The sequence below is a fragment of the Methylomonas sp. MgM2 genome, from assembly GCF_054172045.1.
In genome coordinates, this window is the sequence record NZ_JBSYXO010000003.1 from 178,480 (window position 1) to 195,683 (window position 17,204).

Genomic DNA, 17,204 nt, shown 5'->3' on the forward strand with positions numbered 1-17,204 from the left:
TCTTTATATTCATTTTATTTGCAATTCCCCCAACCGGTGAGGCCGGGGGAAATCGTTTCAGTCATTTACCAACTTAAATATGCTCTGTAGGAATCGCTTCAGGCGGTGTAGAAAACGTATGATACGGAGCAGGAGAAGGCACAGTCCATTCCAGACTATGTTTGGCAGCATCTTCCCACACTTCATCGGTCGCTTTACCGACACCGCCTTTGATGGTATCGATAACAATATAGACAAACAACAACTGGCTAATACCATAGATAAACGCACCTATACTGGACACCATATTCCAATCCGCAAATTGAATTGCATAATCAGGGATACGTCTTGGCATGCCGGCCAACCCTAAGAAATGTTGAGGGAAGAATAAGATGTTCACACCCACAACGGACAACCAAAAATGCAAACGACCGATTTTCTCGTTGTACATATTCCCGGTCCATTTAGGCAACCAGTAGTAACCAGCGGCCATCAAAATAAATACGGATGCCGGCACCAGTGTATAGTGGAAGTGAGCCACGATGAAATAGGTATCATGGTATTGGAAATCGACCGGCGCAACTGACATCATCAAACCGGTGAAACCGCCCATGGTGAACAGTACCACAAACGCGATCGCAAACAACATCGGGGTTTCGAAAGTCATTGAGCCTTTCCACATGGTTGCGGTCCAATTGAAGACTTTAACACCGGTTGGAATCGCGATCAGCATCGTCGCATACATAAAGTACAGCTCGCCCACTACTGGCAAACCGACTGTAAACATGTGGTGAGACCAAACGATGAATGACAGGAATGCAATCGCACCGGTCGCATAAACCATAGACGCATAACCGAACAAGGGTTTACGCGCGAACACAGGAATGATAGTCGAAGCCACGCCGAAAGTAGGCAGAATCATCACATAGACTTCCGGATGGCCAAAGAACCAGAAGATGTGTTGATAAAGTACCGGATCGCCGCCACCGGCTGCATCGAAGAAGCTGGTGTCGAAGAAACGATCGGTCAGCAACATGGTCACCGCACCGGCAAATACCGGCATGATGGCAATCAGCAAAAAGGCGGTGATCAACCAAGTCCAAACGAACAACGGCATTTTCATCAGCGTCATACCGGGGGCGCGCATGTTGAAAATGGTCGCAATCACGTTGATAGCGCCCATGATGGACGACACGCCCAACAAATGTACAGCGAAGATAGCAAATGGCAAGGCTTTGCCGGTTTGCAAAACTAACGGCGGATACAAGGTCCAACCGGCAGCAGGCGCTCCACCTTCCATGAATAATGTGCTGGCAATCAGCAGCACGCCGGCGACCAACATCCAGAAACTCATGTTGTTCATACGCGGCAGAGCCATATCCGGAGCACCGATCATCATCGGAATCATCCAGTTGGCCAAGCCGACAAATGCCGGCATCACCGCGCCGAACACCATCACCAAGGCGTGCATAGTGGTCATGGAATTAAAGAAGTTAGGATCGACGAATTGCAATCCCGGCTCGAACAACTCGGCACGAATGATCAAGGCCATCGTACCACCGACAAAGAACATAACCAGCGCGAATACTAGATACAGTGTACCGATGTCTTTGTGGTTGGTAGTAATAATCCATCTTAGAATGCCCTTTTCCGGGCCATGCTCGTGATGCTCGTGATGCTCATCATGTTCGGCTACAACAGCAGACATAGTTTTTTACCTCAACAAAAATTGGAGAATGCGTTAAACGATAAAATAATTTTCTTACTCATCGTCATCGTCATCCCATTTAGGAGTGATTTGGTCGGGTTGAATTTCATCGCCCACGCTATTACCAATATCGGGCGAGTTACGGATATAGGTGATCAGTTCCGCCAATTGGTCATCCGGCAGTTTGCGGAAAGAAGGCATTTTGCTGGTTCCCGCTTGGATAAAGCCGATCAGTTGATCCATATTGCCGGTCACTTTAGCGCTGTCTCTAAGCGGCGGGTACCAACCGTCGACACCCTTTCCGTCAATTTGATGGCAGGCCACGCAGTTTTTTAGGTAAACCGATTCACCTTTAGCGATCAACGAAGACCGGGTTTGATTGCTTAAATCAGGCTCTTGATTTTGTTTAGCCAACGCGTCTTTGACCCAGGCATCATATTGTTCTTGTTCCATCGCAATCACAACGATAGGCATGAAGCCGTGGTCACGACCACACAACTCAGTGCATTGGCCCCGATAAGTCCCTGGATTTTCCACGTATGTCCAGGCTTCGTTGATAAAACCGGGATTAGCATCTTTTTTCCAACCCAAATCAGGCACCCACCAAGAGTGGATCACGTCTGCGGCGGTGAATAAAAAGCGAACTTTCTTTTTGGTCGGAATAACCAATGGATTATCCACGTTCAACAAATAATTTGGTACCGACCGTGGGTCCATCGTGCTGACACGGTGTACTTTTTCGCTAGCCTCATCCAAATGACTTTCGAAATGAATGCCGTTATCTAAATATTCATAGTCCCAGTACCATTGCTTACCGGTAACTTTGATACTCATGTCGGACTCTTCTACTTTATCCAGATCAATGACGGCTTTAGTCGCTGGAACGGCCATGCCGATTAATATCAAAGTCGGAATGATGGTCCATACTATCTCTACGGTAGTATTTTCATGAAATGAGGCCGCTTTATGTCCTTTTGATTTACGATGATGATAAATCGAATAGAACATGGTACCGAACACTGCAATGCCGATAAAAACGCATATCCACAGGATGAGCATGTGCAGGTCATACAACTCATGACTGAGTTGCGTCACCCCTTGTACCAAGTTAAGAGTGTAGTCCGCGTGCGCAGTCCCCAGGCCAACGGCCATCAAAACTAAACACGCGAGCAGTTGCTTTGTTTTCTTCACGGAGCAGCCTCCTCGATTGTAGTAATAAACTTGTATGCGTATATCTTATTGTAATTTTGCGGCCTGCAACCACACAGACAACTCTTCCCTTTACCGATATCTATCACAAAAAACCGGATAATTCTAACCTATGACTGTTCGCTAAACCAGAAGAGCTTCTTCCAACATGTCAGACTACACAAAAAAGGCCCGCGAACATACTATTCGCAGGCCTTTATTTCCTGATATAAAACTATCTTTTTACTTTAAAAATATATAGAACTGCTTAACTCAGCACTGCACCATAAGCCTTGTCGTAAGTTGGAATATGATTATCCAGCCATCCTTTAACCATTTGCCCCACCTCTTCTGTAACATCGGCTTCGCCGGCATGAAACTTTTTCTGCAAATCCGCACAAATACCGATTAGCGCTTCATGCTCCGCTTTATGCTTGTCGTAGCCGTTATAACCCACCGCTTGCATTTCCTTTTCTTCATGAGCGAAATGATCTACAACATAAGCGATCAGTGCGTCCAAAGAAGCGCCTACAGTCGCCCGTTCAGCGCCGCCGGTTGCTTCGTCGTACAATTTGTTCAACAAGCCAAATAACGTTTTATGTTCTTCATCAGCGAAACCGACGTTTGTGCCAAACTGTTCAGCAGTCCAAGTGATTAATGCCATAACGTACCTCCAAATTATTGTTTTAATGGAGCCGGCATTGTCATAGTTTCAATAGGGTTAATTTTTGATATGAATCAATAAACTGCCAGATTTAGATTTTGATGCGGCTAGCCAACTGACCAAAGTCGGGCGATTCGAGATTTGGCAACACCCCCAATAACGGAGCGTTTAAGCCGTTTCGTAAAAAATCCAGATTGGCGTGAACCTCGGTCATATCGGGGTCCGACTGCACTGCCAACCAACCGGCAATAGGCAGTTCGGCCTGACGTATTGCCTGAGCGGTTAAACGCGCATGATTAATACATCCTAAACGCATACCAACGACTAAAATAATGGGTATTTCAAGCAATTTCGCTAACGCCGCATTATCCAAGTCGCGACCGAGCGGAGACAGCCATCCTCCGGCGCCTTCCACCACGACACAATCACTTCTGACCTGCAAATCGCCGAACGCACGCAAGATCAGGTCGGCGCTCACTTCGACATTCCCGCAGGCGATATGAGGTGAAACCGGTTTTTCAAACGCGTACGGGTTGATCCGTTTGTAATCGAACGCCAACGAAGAGTATTGCTGAAATAATAAAGCGTCGCCGTTTTTCCAGCCCCCTTGCGACCATTCACAGCCAGCCGCCACCGGCTTCATTCCGGTTACAGTCCGGCCTTGCGCTTGCAAAGCGCGCATTATCGCGACACTTGCCCACGTCTTGCCGACGTTGGTATCGGTACCCGTCACAAAATATCCTGCTCTCATCCTTAGCTTTCCGCTTTAACAAAGATAATTTCGTAACTAGCCATGATATGTCGGTCAGACATTTGAGCCTCATAACAATCGATCATTTTTTGTAATCGGATCTTCGTGGTCGGCTTAGGATTGCGCCCGCGATTGACATTATGAGCGCCTATTCCTTTCAACTCCCGCATCAAGCTCACAACTGAGGGATACCTGGATTTATAAACAACCCTTTCACAACAAATATTACGAAACCCTGCGAGCTCTAAAAAACCTTCAATTGCCTCGGTATCATAAAAGGTATTGACATGGATGTAATTATCGACTGCAGCCCAGGCGGACTTTAATTCGGCCAACGTTTCAGGCCCAAATATAGCAAATACCAGACGCCCATTCCGTTTTAATACATCTTTAAAGCCAGCCAGAGTCGCGGCTAAATCCTGCACCCATTGCAATGCCAGATTGGAATATATTTGAGCGACGCTTCCCGCTGAAAACGGCAAACTCTCGGCATCCGCACACACAAATCGGGCTGCCATATTCGGGTAATTACAGCGACAGGTTTGTAACATGGGAAATGCTAAATCCAATGCGATTAAGCGTTGATCGGTAACACGCATTGCCAACTGATTGCTCAGAAAACCGGTACCGCAGCCAAGGTCGAGCAATACGCCGGATCCTTCATCTAACGGAAATCGTTTAAGCAGTTCCAATCCTACCCGTCTTTGCAGTTCTGCCATATCGTCGTAACTTCGAGCCGCAGACGAAAACGAGCGCCGAACCTTGGTCTTATCCGGAAACACTATCATCGTCATAAGGTATCGATGATTATTGCGATTAATTGCTCCGGATGGGATAAAAACGGAGCATGTCCCGCCGATTCGAGTATCTCCACCTCGATTTTGGGATTGATTTCCCGTATTCGCCGGACAGTGGCTAAAGGTATCAGCGTATCTCTATCGCCGACAATCACCTTGACCGGTAAGTGATTGCGCAGAATAAAATCGCGCAGATCGCTGGTTTTTAATATTTCCAAACCGGCTTGCAAGATTTCAGATCGAGGCGCCGGACAGGCTTGAACCGCTTTCTTGAGCGTTTGCAAAAGTTGTTTTCCGTGCGCCACGCCATTGACTTGTAACGCCAAAAACCGGATCAACGTCTGCGCCACGTCGGCGTTTAAGGATTCAACAAAGCCATCCAATATTTCCGGTTTAACACCCGGCCAGTCGTCGCTCTTTAAAAAACGGGGATTACCTGCCAGCACCAACAAATTATAAACACGTTCCGGCGCATGTTCGGCCATCGCCATTGCCGCCGTTGCGCCCAAGGACCAACCCAGCAAATTAAAGCGTTCGAACGGGAGCGATTGAAGCAGCGCGTCGCGGACGGATTCGAGTGTAAACGATCCAATCTCGTCACTGCGCCCATGCCCAGGCAAATCAACGCAAATCACCTGGCAATGCCGCGCCAATCGTTGGGCAAAATCACGCCAAACCCCGCTATGCATGGCCCAGCCGTGTATCAGGACCAACGGCTTGCCTTGGCCGTAGACTTCCATATGAATTCGGCTCACATCGCCACCCTATCCAAGGCATCCAGCAATGCGTCCACTTGATCAAACTCATGCCCGGCAGACAAAGTGACGCGTAAGCGTGCAGTTCCAGCCGGCACGGTCGGTGGCCGAATCGCACTGACCCAAAAGCCTCGCTCTAATAATGCAAGACTGACGGACAAAGCCTTTTGGCTATCACCAAGCAGTATCGGCTGAATTGCCGTAGATGATTCCGCCAACTGCAGACCCAGTTGCGCAGCACCCGAGCGAAAACGTTGGACTAGACATTTCAATTTATCGCGGCGCCAACTTTGGCTTTGCAACAAGCGCAAACTGACGCGTGTAGCCTCGGCCACAGCCGGCGGCAACGCAGTGGTAAACACATAGGTTCGGGCCTTTTGAAGCAAGAACTCGATCAACTCCTCGGAGCCAACCACAAACGCGCCAAACGTGCCGAAAGCTTTGCCTAAAGTTCCGATCAAGATCGGCACATCATCGTGACTCAAACCGTAATGCTCCACGATGCCGCCGCCGTTTGCTCCCAACACGCCAAACCCATGCGCATCGTCTATCATCAACCCGGCCTGGTATTGCTTCGCCAATGCCGAAATGCGCGGCAAATCCGCAAGATCGCCATCCATACTGAACACGCCATCGCTGGCGATCAAAGCCCTGCCAACAAATTCCGCCAACAGCCCTTGCAAGTGATGCATGTCGCCATGACCAAAGCGTTTAAATTGCGCGCGTGACAACAAACCGCCGTCTAACAGAGACGCGTGGTTTAGCCTGTCTTCCAGCACCCTATCAGTTCGCCCGACCAACGCCGATATCACACCAAGATTGGCCATATATCCTGTAGAAAACAATAGCGCACGTTCCCGCCCGGTAAATTCGGCCAACTCTTCTTCCAGGGCATGGTGGGCACTGCTATGTCCACAGATCAGGTGCGCAGAACCGCTACCGACCCCATATCGATCGGCGGCCCGTTGAAACGTTGCGACCACTTCGGGATGATTGGCTAAACCCAGGTAATCATTACTGCAGAAATTAACGACCGATTGACAGTCGACATTCAAATCGACACCTTGAGCGCCATCGACGATCCGACGTTTTCGATACAGACCTTGATGCTTTAGCTGTTCGAGTCGGTCGGCAAAATCATAAAATCCGTTGCTCATCGAGCGTAGCTAGAACCACCCATATTTAGGCCCAAACGATCAAACAATTGTTTATCGTGATTGGTCAACGGATTATCCGTAGTCAGCAACTTGTCGCCGTAAAAAATTGAATTGGCGCCAGCCAGGAAACACAGAGCCTGCATTTCGTCGCTCATATCCTTACGCCCCGCCGACAGACGCACCCGCGATTTCGGCATCATGATACGTGCCGCGGCAATAGTCCGCACAAATTCCAAAGGATCCAGCCTTTCGGTGCCGTGCAACGGCGTACCTTCGACCTGAACCAGCATATTGATGGGCACACTTTCCGGATGCTTGGGCAAATTGGCCAACTGTATTAACAACTTAGATCGGTCCATTTGAGATTCGCCCATGCCGACGATGCCGCCGCAACATACATTAATACCCGCATCGCGCACGCGTTCGAGCGTGTCCAAGCGATCTTGGTAAGTGCGGGTGGAGATGATTTCTGAATAATAATCTTCAGAGGTGTCCAGGTTATGGTTGTAGTAATCCAACCCCCCTTCTTTCAAGGCTTGAGTCTGCTTATCGGTCAACATGCCCAGCGTGGCGCAGGTTTCCATACCTAACGCCTTGACGCCTTTTACCATTTCCACAACACGCTCGATGTCCCTATCTTTTGGACTGCGCCAGGCAGCGCCCATGCAGAATCGCGAAGCGCCCTGCTGTTTGGCTTGTTGCGCGGCTTTTAACACTGTATCGATCGGCATTAAAGCTTCCGGATGCAAATCGGAATCGTAACGCGCGCTTTGCGGGCAATAACCGCAGTCTTCCGAACACGAACCGGTTTTAATACTCAACAGGCTGCTAATCTGAATCTCATTCGGATCAAAATACAATCTATGCACTGCTTGAGCCTTGAACAACAAGTCGTTAAACGGCATGGCAAACAAGGCTTCCGCTTCAGCCAACCGCCAATCGTGACGTAAAGGCGCTTCAAATTTAATTTGTTCCGAGCTTACGGACATTCTGATACTCTCCAACTTTGCGGGCTAACGCACTTATCAACCTGATAAACGTTTTATGGTAAACGACTGGCTGAATATTATACAGAATAAATGGCTGCCGCCACGCTGTATCTTATGCGGACAACCCGGGTTCGGCGGAATGGATCTCTGTCAAGCTTGCTTTGACGACTTAACCGGAAATCATTCCTGTTGCTATCGCTGCGGCGAACATTTTGAAACGGAGATCGACTTGCCGCAGCTTTGCGGCCGCTGCCTACAAAAAACGCCCAGCTTCGATGAAACCCATGCGCCTTTTTTGTATGACGATGTAATGCGTTTTTTAATCACTCGATTAAAATTCAAGCGACACTACAAACACGCCCGCCTTTTAGGCAGCTTATTGGCGAATTATCTCGCTGAAACAGCCGAATTACCGGAATGTATGATTCCTATCCCTTTACATCGAAATCGCTACCAGCAACGTGGATTTAATCAATCGATAGAAATCGCCAGGCACGTTTCAAAACGGTTAGGCATTCCGCTGGAATTAAACAGTTGCATTCGACATAAAGACACCAAACATCAAACCGAATTACCGGCGAACCAACGCAGAAAAAACATCAGAAATGCCTTTTCGATAATTCAACCGATCAACTATCGGCATATCGCCATTGTTGACGATGTCATGACTACCGGCGCAACGGCCGAAGCCCTAACACAAACATTAAAACGGCATGGTGTAGAGCGAGTTGACGTCTGGGTCTGCGCTCGGGCCTGAAATCTCAAACAGAACAAAAAAGCCCCGATATACGGGGCTTTCAGTTTTACTCATAACGAACAATCGTTACATTTTACATTATTCTTTAAGGTGACCTCTAGAACGGAATATCGTCATCAAAGTCGTCATACGATGCCGGCGTTGACTGCGGGGCTGGCGGCGCGGATGAGCGGTTATCATAACTGCCGGCCGGGGGCGTACTATCCGAATAGCTTGCCGTGCCGCCGCTACGACTGCCGAGCATATTCATGTTTTCGGCGACAATTTCGGTAGTGTACCTGTCCTGGCCGTCCTGGCCTTGCCATTTTTGCGTGCGAATACGTCCCTCGACGTAGACTTGACTGCCTTTTTTCAGATATTCACCGACTGTTTTCGCTAATCCGCCGAAAAAAACCACGCGATGCCACTCGGTTTCTTCTCTACGTTCGTTGGTATTTCGGTCTCGCCAGCGTCGCGTGGTAGCCAAGCGGATAGTGGCGATCGGATCGCCACTTGGCATATAGCGAATTTCAGGGTCGGCGCCAAGATTCCCGATCAGCATGACTTTGTTTAACATAATAGTCTCCGTATAAAACTCAAGCGGCGGCTTATTGCCACTGCTTTAAAAAGATATTCAGTTCGTTCTTGTTGAGGACCTGGCTATCGACCTTTAGATAAGCGGTACTTTCTTCGAAATGCAGCCGTACCTCTTCAACGCCGTTAATGGCCAACAGCGCCTTGGAAAACTCCGCTCCCCGCGCCGGCTTAACGGTTTGCAATGAAACTAATAAATTCGCCAGATAACGCGGCGTCGACATGAACAAAGCAATCAAAACCCAACTAGCGGCGACTGCCGCCGAAAACACGAACACGGAACTTGCGCCGAATTCACCGTATAACCAACCACCACTCGCGCCGCCAAGAAACGCACCGAGAAATTGCGAACTGGAGTAAATCCCCATTGCGGTACCTTTCAAATCGCCCGGTGCGGTTTTGGAAATCAACGACGGCAAGGTCGCTTCCAATAAATTAAAGCCGGCAAAAAAAATCCACAAACAAGCTATCAAGCCGAACAAATGCTCGTGCGACAACATAAAGCCTAAATTAGCGACAACTATGGATGCAACCGCGCCGATAAAAACCCCCTTCATTTTCCGTTTTTTCTCGGCGATGATCACAAATGGAATAATCGCTGCCATCGAGGTCACTAGCACGGGCAGGTAGACTTGCCAATGTTTGCCGGCACCTAGGCCGGCATCGCGCATCAAAAGCGGAACCACGACGAAACTGGCCATCAAAATCAAATGCAGTGCAAAAATTCCGTAATTCAGCCGTAACAAATCCGCGTTTTTGATAACCGAACTTAGCTCTGATGGTATATATTCGGCGTCGCGATGTATGGTAATTTTCTTTGGATTCGGAACGACGAATAAGATGACCAATACGGCCATCGCGGACAAAATCGCAATCAACCAGAAAATACCGGCAATACCGAAATGATGCGCAATCATGGGGCCTATTGTCATCGCCACTCCAAAGGATACGCCGATACTGGCGCCAATCATTGCCATGGCCTTGGTCCGGTTGACCTCTTGAGTCAGGTCGGCAAGCAAAGCCATCACGGCCGCGGAAACCGCACCGCAACCTTGCAAGGCACGGCCTATCAGAATGCCATATATATCGCTTGCCAATGCGGCCACAACGCTACCGGCCAAAAACAACACCAAACCGATAACGATCACTCCCTTGCGATTGAATCTATCCGACAATAGGCCAAATGGAATTTGCAATACCGCTTGGGTCAGACCGTAAATTCCCATCGTCAAACCCACCAATTTAGGGGTTGCTCCCGGCATTTGCTCGGTAAACAGCGACAATACCGGCAACAACATGAACAAACCCATCATGCGCAATGAATAGATGCTTGCCAACGATACAGTGGCGCGCTTCTCCATGGACGTCATTGCGCCGGAAACATCCTGAACCTGTGTCAAACCTCAACTCCCCTTTGCGTTAAATTATGAAAGCCACGTATAGTATCAGGTTCTTTAAGATGCAGGAATTCATACAGTGGACACCATTAGTATTCGCGGCGCCCGCACCCATAATCTCAAAAATATCGACCTCGAACTACCCCGGGACAAATTGATCGTGATCACCGGCCTGTCGGGTTCCGGCAAATCCTCGCTCGCCTTCGACACGATTTACGCGGAAGGTCAGCGCCGTTATGTGGAATCACTGTCGGCCTACGCTCGCCAGTTCCTGTCGATGATGGAAAAACCGGATGTCGACCATATCGAAGGTTTATCACCCGCGATTTCGATCGAACAAAAGTCCACGTCTCACAATCCGCGCTCGACGGTCGGCACCATCACCGAGATTTACGATTATTTGCGACTGCTGTACGCCCGCGTCGGCATCCCGCGTTGCCCGGAACATGGGGTATCGCTACAAGCCCAAACCATCAGCCAAATGGTCGATCAAGTATTAAGTCAAGCCGAAGGCGAACGCTGGATGCTACTCGCGCCTGTGGTTAACGATCGCAAGGGTGAGCATGTCTTGTTACTGGAAGACCTGAAAGCGCAAGGCTTTTTGCGTGCCCGCATCGACGGCGAAGTCTATGAGTTAGACGAGCCCCCCACACTGGATTTGAAAAAGAAGCATACCATAGAGGTCATCGTCGACCGCTTTAAGATTCGCGACGATCTTGCAATACGACTGGCGGAATCTTTTGAAACCGCATTACGGTTATCCGACGGCCTGGCGATTGCCGCTTCCATGGAAAACAGCGAAGAAATGCTGTTTTCGGAACGCTATGCTTGCCCGCACTGCGGTTACAGTTTAACTGAGCTGGAGCCCCGCATTTTTTCATTCAACAACCCCAAAGGCGCCTGTCCTAGCTGCGATGGCCTCGGGGTACGCCAGCATTTCGATCCGCAGCTGGTGGTACATAACGCCGAAATCAGCTTGGCTGGCGGTGCTGTGCGCGGATGGGACAGACGCAACGCGTATTATTACCAAATTATTTGCGCTCTAGCGGAACACTATGGTTTCGACCCGGAACTGCCGTTTTCACAAATCCCCAAGAAAATACAGGCCATCATTTTGTACGGCAGCGGCGACGAATCGATTAGCTTTCGCCTGCAGATGGGTGACGGTAAAGCGAGAACCAGCCATTACCCATTCGAAGGTATTATTCCGAATATGGAACGGCGTTACCGGGAAACCGACTCGCAAATGGTCCGCGAAGAGTTGTCGAAGTATTTAGCTCAGCAAATTTGCACCGATTGCAACGGCGCACGGCTAAATTTGGGTGCACGCCATGTATATGTCGAAGAGCAGCCGTTACATCATCTAACCTCGCTACCGATTAAACAGACATTAGCATTTTTCCAACAGCTAGCGATTCCCGGGCATCGTGGCGAAATCGCCGCGAAAATCAACAAGGAAATTCAGGAACGCTTGGAGTTTTTGGTTAACGTCGGTCTGGATTATCTGACGCTGGACCGCAGCGCGGACACTCTATCGGGTGGCGAAGCCCAGCGCATCCGGCTGGCTAGTCAAATCGGCGCCGGACTGGTCGGGGTAATGTACGTGTTGGATGAGCCTTCTATCGGTTTACATCAGCGCGATAACCAGCGTTTATTAAACACATTGTTTCGACTCCGCGACCTTGGCAATACCGTCATCGTCGTTGAACACGACGAAGACGCCATCTCCGCGGCCGATCACGTCGTCGATATCGGCCCGGGTGCCGGCGTGCACGGCGGCGAGATCGTGGCGCAAGGCACGCCGGAACAGATTCGAAACAACTCCGCTTCGCTGACCGGGCAATATTTATCCGGCCAGCAGGCTATTGAAGTACCGAAAAAACCGACCGCTCCTGACGCCAATCGGCAATTGACTCTTCACAAAGCAAGCGGTAACAATCTTAACAACGTGACGGTTGACTTCCCGGTTGGTCTTTTTACTTGCGTAACCGGCGTATCCGGTTCAGGAAAGTCGACGCTTATCAATGATACGCTTTATAGACATGCCGCACGTTTGCTTAACGGCGCCAACTGCATTCCGGCGCCGTGCGAAACCATCACCGGTTTAGAAAACTTCGACAAAGTCATCGACATCGATCAAAGCCCCATCGGCCGCACGCCAAGGTCGAACCCGGCTACTTACACAGGCATTTTCACGCCAATACGCGAATTGTTCTCGGCGGTTCCCGAGGCCCGCTCCCGCGGATATACACCGGGCCGTTTTAGTTTTAACGTAAAGGGCGGCCGCTGCGAGGCCTGCACCGGTGACGGCGTGATCAAGGTGGAAATGCATTTTCTGCCGGATATCTTCGTACCCTGCGATGTCTGCCACGGCAAGCGATACAACCGCGAAACGCTGGAAATCCGATATAAAGGCAAAACGATACACGAAGTACTTGAGATGACCGTAGAAGATGCCTCGCAGTTTTTCGCGGCCGTCCCGAGTTTGGCGCGGAAATTACAAACGCTTATCGATGTCGGCTTGAGTTACATCACACTGGGGCAAAATGCGATCACCTTATCGGGCGGCGAGGCGCAGCGGGTAAAATTAGCGAAAGAGCTTTCCAAACGCGATACGGGCAAGACACTCTATATATTGGACGAGCCCACCACGGGCTTGCATTTTCACGACATCAAACAGTTGTTAAGCGTACTGCACACCCTTCGCGATCACGGCAATACGCTGATCGTCATTGAACATAACCTGGACGTCATTAAAACTGCCGACTGGGTAGTCGATATGGGACCGGAAGGCGGCAATGGTGGCGGCACTGTGGTCGCCGAAGGTACGCCCGCAGACATTGCCCGACATGACAAGTCGTATACGGGCATTTATTTACGGCGTTTCTTTAAATGATCAAGGACAGCTCTGACACCAGCGACAGCATCGAATGACAAATCGGACAATCTACCGATACTGACAAGCCCTGTGAGATACATAGACAAAGGTTTGACTCTTCGGGCATCGTATTTGCTTGATCCAGCTATAACCCATCGCCCGCTAGCGCGTGATGGCCGGCCAGAAAACTGTGATTTAGGTGAAAGTGATGTTTAACAAATTCGAAAAAGCGACGCGTTTCAATAACATTAACGACGCGTATCAATTAAATCCAAGCTACCTTTACGACATTGAGTTAATTATACAAACGAAGAATTGGATGAAACTGGACATACGCGATAAGCAACTAGCCCCGCAAAAAATCAATTCTCTCCTAGAGAGAAATCGATAAGAATGATTGGCTAAACTTGAATGAAGAGTCATGAATCCTCAATTGGGGTTATAACTATAGGCCGAATGATTTGAATTTAAATCGGCAGGCTCCGAGGGGTTCAAGCTCCGACCCGCGCCTTGTTGACGCCCTATCGGCAAAGTTCTCCTAATAAAGAGTCTTCATCTATACAAATTAGGATGCCGCTCAGAATCTTTCCCCCGCTTCGAAAAACTCCATCCCTAAGCCGACTAGTTACGCTTCTCTGTTGAAAATCCGAATTTTTAGAATATCATTATTTAAATAACATATCACATGGGGATTCACTGATATTATTTCAGGCTCGTGCGCTCAATACGTGGCCTTTCTATAGTATTAGTTCGTCGCATATAAATGGCATTGCGGCAAGAGCTGCAAGCATCGACGTACTAGCAAAAACAATACATCTTGTTCCATGACCAGTAGAGCAACGCAAAACATGTCCATCCTTCCTCTTTACGACTTTTCACCGACACTGAATGCAGGTTATTTAAAAAAAATAGTACCTTTGCTGACCCAACATCACATTGCAGCCAATCCGATCAACTACGCGATTTTTTATGATTACGTCGCCGGACATAACGTCGCTTTAAATTGCGCTATCAATCAATTGCTTTATGAACAAAAACCATTCGATTGCGATACCAGTCTGCAGCTTTACGGACAACATATCTGCAATGCTTCTTTCGAGTCGTTTGAAAAAATCAATCTCCGCATTCAAAAGGTCATTGATCAGGCAAGTAATAATATCAACGAGACCTGTAATAAAGCCGAAGAAACCAGCGACAGCTTTCAGAAAAAAACAGCGATTTTAGAAAACATTTCCGAGATTTCATCGCTCCAGACCATATTGGAAGAAATCATTCAAGAAACCAAATCGCTTGTAGTTACCAGCCAAGCCATGCAATCGCAATTAAACAACGCGAACGCTGAAATGGAACAGCTGCGTTCGGAACTTGCCAAGGTACGGGAAATCGCGATTACAGACGGCTTAACCGGCCTGCTTAACCGGCGAGCTTTCGACCAAACCTTGACCGACGTTGTCCGGCAATCCAATAATCACAATACTTATTTGTCATTACTCGATATCGATCATTTCAAACGCGTTAATGATACCTACGGACATACCATCGGAGACAATGTGATCAAATTTGTAGCGTCCCTGATGAAAAAACATGCCAGACCCCATCATTATGTTGCCCGATATGGCGGCGAGGAATTAGCCATCATCATGCCCAATACCTCCAAGCTAGAAGCGGTCGACATCTCCGAGACTATTCGCGTTGAAATGGAAAAAAGCCGGCTAGTACGCAAAACCGACAATACCCCGCTAGGGAGGATCACGATATCAATCGGTATTGCCGCATTGCAATCCGGTGACGATGCTGAAAGCTTTCTGATGCGCGCCGATAAGGCTCTCTATCAAGCCAAAGAAAGCGGCCGAAATAAAGTGATACATTAACAAAACAAAAAACCGGCTGTGCCAATGCGGCGGCCGGTTTATTTAACCCATGCGATTTAGTAATTTATTAAGGCATGTACATGCCGCCATTGACATGCAAGGTTTCGCCGGTGATGTACGAAGCCTGCTCGGAAGCTAGAAAAGACACGGCATGCGCGATTTCTTCCGGCTGCCCCAATCGTCCCAACGCGATCGAACTCAACAAATTCGATTTAATGTCTTCCGACAGTTCTTTAGTCATGTCGGTATCGATAAAACCAGGCGCCACAGTGTTGACCGTAATTCCGCGCGAACCCACTTCTTTGGCCATCGACTTGGCAAAACCTATCATACCGGCTTTGGCTGCCGCATAGTTGGCTTGTCCGGCGTTACCGGTGGCCCCAACGACAGACGAAATATTGATGATGCGTCCGTAGCGGGCTTTCATCATACCGCGCAATACGGCTTTGCTCATCCGGAAGATCGCAGTCAGATTGGTGTTAATGATGTCTTCCCATTCCTCATCTTTCATCCGCATCAGCAAATTATCGCGGGTAATACCGGCGTTATTGACCAACACGGCCGGCGTGCCGTATTCATCGCCGGTAATCTTGATGAAGTTCTCGATATCCATAGCATCGGCCACATTCAATTTATAGCCTTTACCATTCTCGCCCAGATAAGCGGATATAGCATCCGCACCGTTATCGGACGTCGCCGTTCCGATCACAAAAAAACCGTCCGCCATTAATTTTTCGGCAATCGCTCGGCCTATGCCTCGGCTGGCCCCCGTCACAATCGCAACTTTTTTATCCATGGACTTGCTCCAATACTTTGGTTAAAGATTCAGGATCGTAAATGCCCAGATGAATGGCATCCGGCACAATACGCTTGTTCAGCCCCATCAATACCTTACCAGGTCCACACTCGACAAGGGTACTCACCCCTTGCTCATGCATAAATTTAACGGTTTCCACCCAACGCACCGGTTTAAACAACTGCTCTTTAAGGACGAAACGAATCACTTCGGGCGAGCCATGCGATTTGACGTCGGCATTATGAATCAGAGTGGCATTCGGTATATTAACTTCAATACCTTGTAATACTTCATCGAGCTTATCGGAAGCCGCCTGCATCAATAAACAATGCGAAGGCACACTGACCGGGAGTTTCAGCGCCCGTTTGGCACCTAAGGCTTTCAATGCCTCCATGGCCCTTTCAACCGCCGGGGTATTGCCGGCGATTACCACTTGGCCGGGCGCGTTGAAATTCGCTGCGGCGACAACCTCATCCTTGGCCACTTCCGCACAAGCGTTGACGACTTGATGATCTTCCAGGCCGATGATGGCAGCCATCGCGCCTGTACCGGCCGGGACGGCTTCCTGCATTAAGCGACCGCGCTCGGCCACCAATTTAACGGCATCTTCAAATGAAATTGCCCCCGAACAAACCAACGCGGTGTACTCGCCCAAACTGTGTCCGGCCATCCATCCGGGAAGAACTGGGCTTTGCTCGTTCCAAATGCGCCAAACGGCCACGCCGGCCGCCAACATTGCCGGCTGCGTGTTTTGAGTTTGATTTAAATCGGCTTCCGGCCCGCTTTCAACCAAATTCCACAGGTCGAAATTCAGCGCTTCGGATGCCTGCTCAAAAGTTTGTTTAACCACTGCGTGCTCGGCGGCCAATTTCGACATCATGCCGACCGACTGCGAACCCTGTCCGGGAAAAACAAAGCTCAAATTATAAATTTGTTCGCTCATA

15 protein-coding genes are annotated in these 17,204 nt (G+C 49.1%); 3 read left to right on the plus strand and 12 right to left on the minus strand.

Features of this window, described 5'->3' with window-relative positions:
* Nucleotides 1-73: 73 nt before the first annotated feature.
* The 8 genes from ctaD to bioB form a co-directional block, all read right to left on the minus strand.
* Nucleotides 74-1,687 carry a cytochrome c oxidase subunit I gene (gene ctaD / locus ACW73I_RS04045; protein ID WP_458027947.1) on the minus strand — a complete coding sequence of 538 codons (1,614 nt, stop codon included), beginning with the start codon at nt 1,685-1,687 and terminating at the stop codon, nt 74-76.
* Between the two features lie 54 nt (nt 1,688-1,741).
* Nucleotides 1,742-2,878: a cytochrome c oxidase subunit II gene (gene coxB / locus ACW73I_RS04050; protein WP_458027948.1), complete on the minus strand. Its 1,137-nt coding sequence runs from the start codon at nt 2,876-2,878 to the stop codon at nt 1,742-1,744.
* A 265-nt stretch (nt 2,879-3,143) separates the two neighbouring features.
* Nucleotides 3,144-3,539 (minus strand): bacteriohemerythrin, encoded by a 396-nt coding sequence (locus ACW73I_RS04055; RefSeq protein WP_458027949.1) that lies wholly within the window; start codon nt 3,537-3,539, stop codon nt 3,144-3,146.
* Between the two features lie 91 nt (nt 3,540-3,630).
* Nucleotides 3,631-4,272 carry a dethiobiotin synthase gene (gene bioD / locus ACW73I_RS04060; RefSeq protein WP_458027950.1) on the minus strand — a complete coding sequence of 214 codons (642 nt, stop codon included), beginning with the start codon at nt 4,270-4,272 and terminating at the stop codon, nt 3,631-3,633.
* A gap of 20 nt (nt 4,273-4,292) precedes the next feature.
* Nucleotides 4,293-5,084: a malonyl-ACP O-methyltransferase BioC gene (gene bioC, locus ACW73I_RS04065; RefSeq protein ID WP_458027951.1), complete on the minus strand. Its 792-nt coding sequence runs from the start codon at nt 5,082-5,084 to the stop codon at nt 4,293-4,295.
* Nucleotides 5,081-5,842, minus strand: coding sequence for a pimeloyl-ACP methyl ester esterase BioH (gene bioH / locus ACW73I_RS04070; protein WP_458027952.1), 762 nt, complete (start codon nt 5,840-5,842; stop codon nt 5,081-5,083). Before bioH ends, bioC begins: the two co-directional genes overlap by 4 nt.
* Nucleotides 5,839-6,999 (minus strand): 8-amino-7-oxononanoate synthase, encoded by a 1,161-nt coding sequence (bioF, locus tag ACW73I_RS04075; protein WP_458027953.1) that lies wholly within the window; start codon nt 6,997-6,999, stop codon nt 5,839-5,841. The genes bioH and bioF overlap by 4 nt, the downstream gene beginning before the upstream one ends.
* On the minus strand, nt 6,996-7,988 hold the full coding sequence (gene bioB, locus ACW73I_RS04080) for a biotin synthase BioB (protein WP_458027954.1): 993 nt from the start codon (nt 7,986-7,988) through the stop codon (nt 6,996-6,998). The genes bioF and bioB overlap by 4 nt, the downstream gene beginning before the upstream one ends.
* Before the next feature lie 55 nt (nt 7,989-8,043).
* On the opposite strand from bioB, the gene ACW73I_RS04085 reads away from it, so the two are divergent.
* A complete protein-coding gene (locus tag ACW73I_RS04085; RefSeq protein ID WP_458027955.1) occupies nt 8,044-8,745 on the plus strand; it encodes a double zinc ribbon domain-containing protein in 702 nt (233 codons plus the stop codon).
* Between the two features lie 97 nt (nt 8,746-8,842).
* Here the strand turns inward: ACW73I_RS04085 and ssb are convergent, their stop codons facing one another.
* Together ssb and ACW73I_RS04095 are read right to left on the minus strand one after the other, a co-directional pair.
* Nucleotides 8,843-9,301 (minus strand): single-stranded DNA-binding protein, encoded by a 459-nt coding sequence (gene ssb / locus ACW73I_RS04090; RefSeq protein WP_458027956.1) that lies wholly within the window; start codon nt 9,299-9,301, stop codon nt 8,843-8,845.
* 31 nt (nt 9,302-9,332) lie between these two features.
* On the minus strand, nt 9,333-10,718 hold the full coding sequence (locus ACW73I_RS04095) for an MFS transporter (protein ID WP_458027957.1): 1,386 nt from the start codon (nt 10,716-10,718) through the stop codon (nt 9,333-9,335).
* 76 nt (nt 10,719-10,794) lie between these two features.
* Here ACW73I_RS04095 and uvrA point away from each other — a divergent pair, with 76 nt between their 5' ends.
* On the plus strand, nt 10,795-13,611 hold the full coding sequence (uvrA, locus tag ACW73I_RS04100; RefSeq protein ID WP_458027958.1) for an excinuclease ABC subunit UvrA: 2,817 nt from the start codon (nt 10,795-10,797) through the stop codon (nt 13,609-13,611).
* 830 nt (nt 13,612-14,441) lie between these two features.
* Nucleotides 14,442-15,464, plus strand: coding sequence for a GGDEF domain-containing protein (locus ACW73I_RS04105; protein WP_458027959.1), 1,023 nt, complete (start codon nt 14,442-14,444; stop codon nt 15,462-15,464).
* A 67-nt stretch (nt 15,465-15,531) separates the two neighbouring features.
* On the opposite strand, the gene fabG is transcribed toward ACW73I_RS04105, so the two are convergent.
* Complete coding sequence (fabG, locus tag ACW73I_RS04110; RefSeq protein ID WP_458027960.1) at nt 15,532-16,260, minus strand: 3-oxoacyl-ACP reductase FabG; 729 nt, start codon at nt 16,258-16,260, stop codon at nt 15,532-15,534.
* Complete coding sequence (gene fabD / locus ACW73I_RS04115) at nt 16,253-17,203, minus strand: ACP S-malonyltransferase (protein WP_458027961.1); 951 nt, start codon at nt 17,201-17,203, stop codon at nt 16,253-16,255. Before fabD ends, fabG begins: the two co-directional genes overlap by 8 nt.
* Nucleotide 17,204 lies beyond the last annotated feature (1 nt).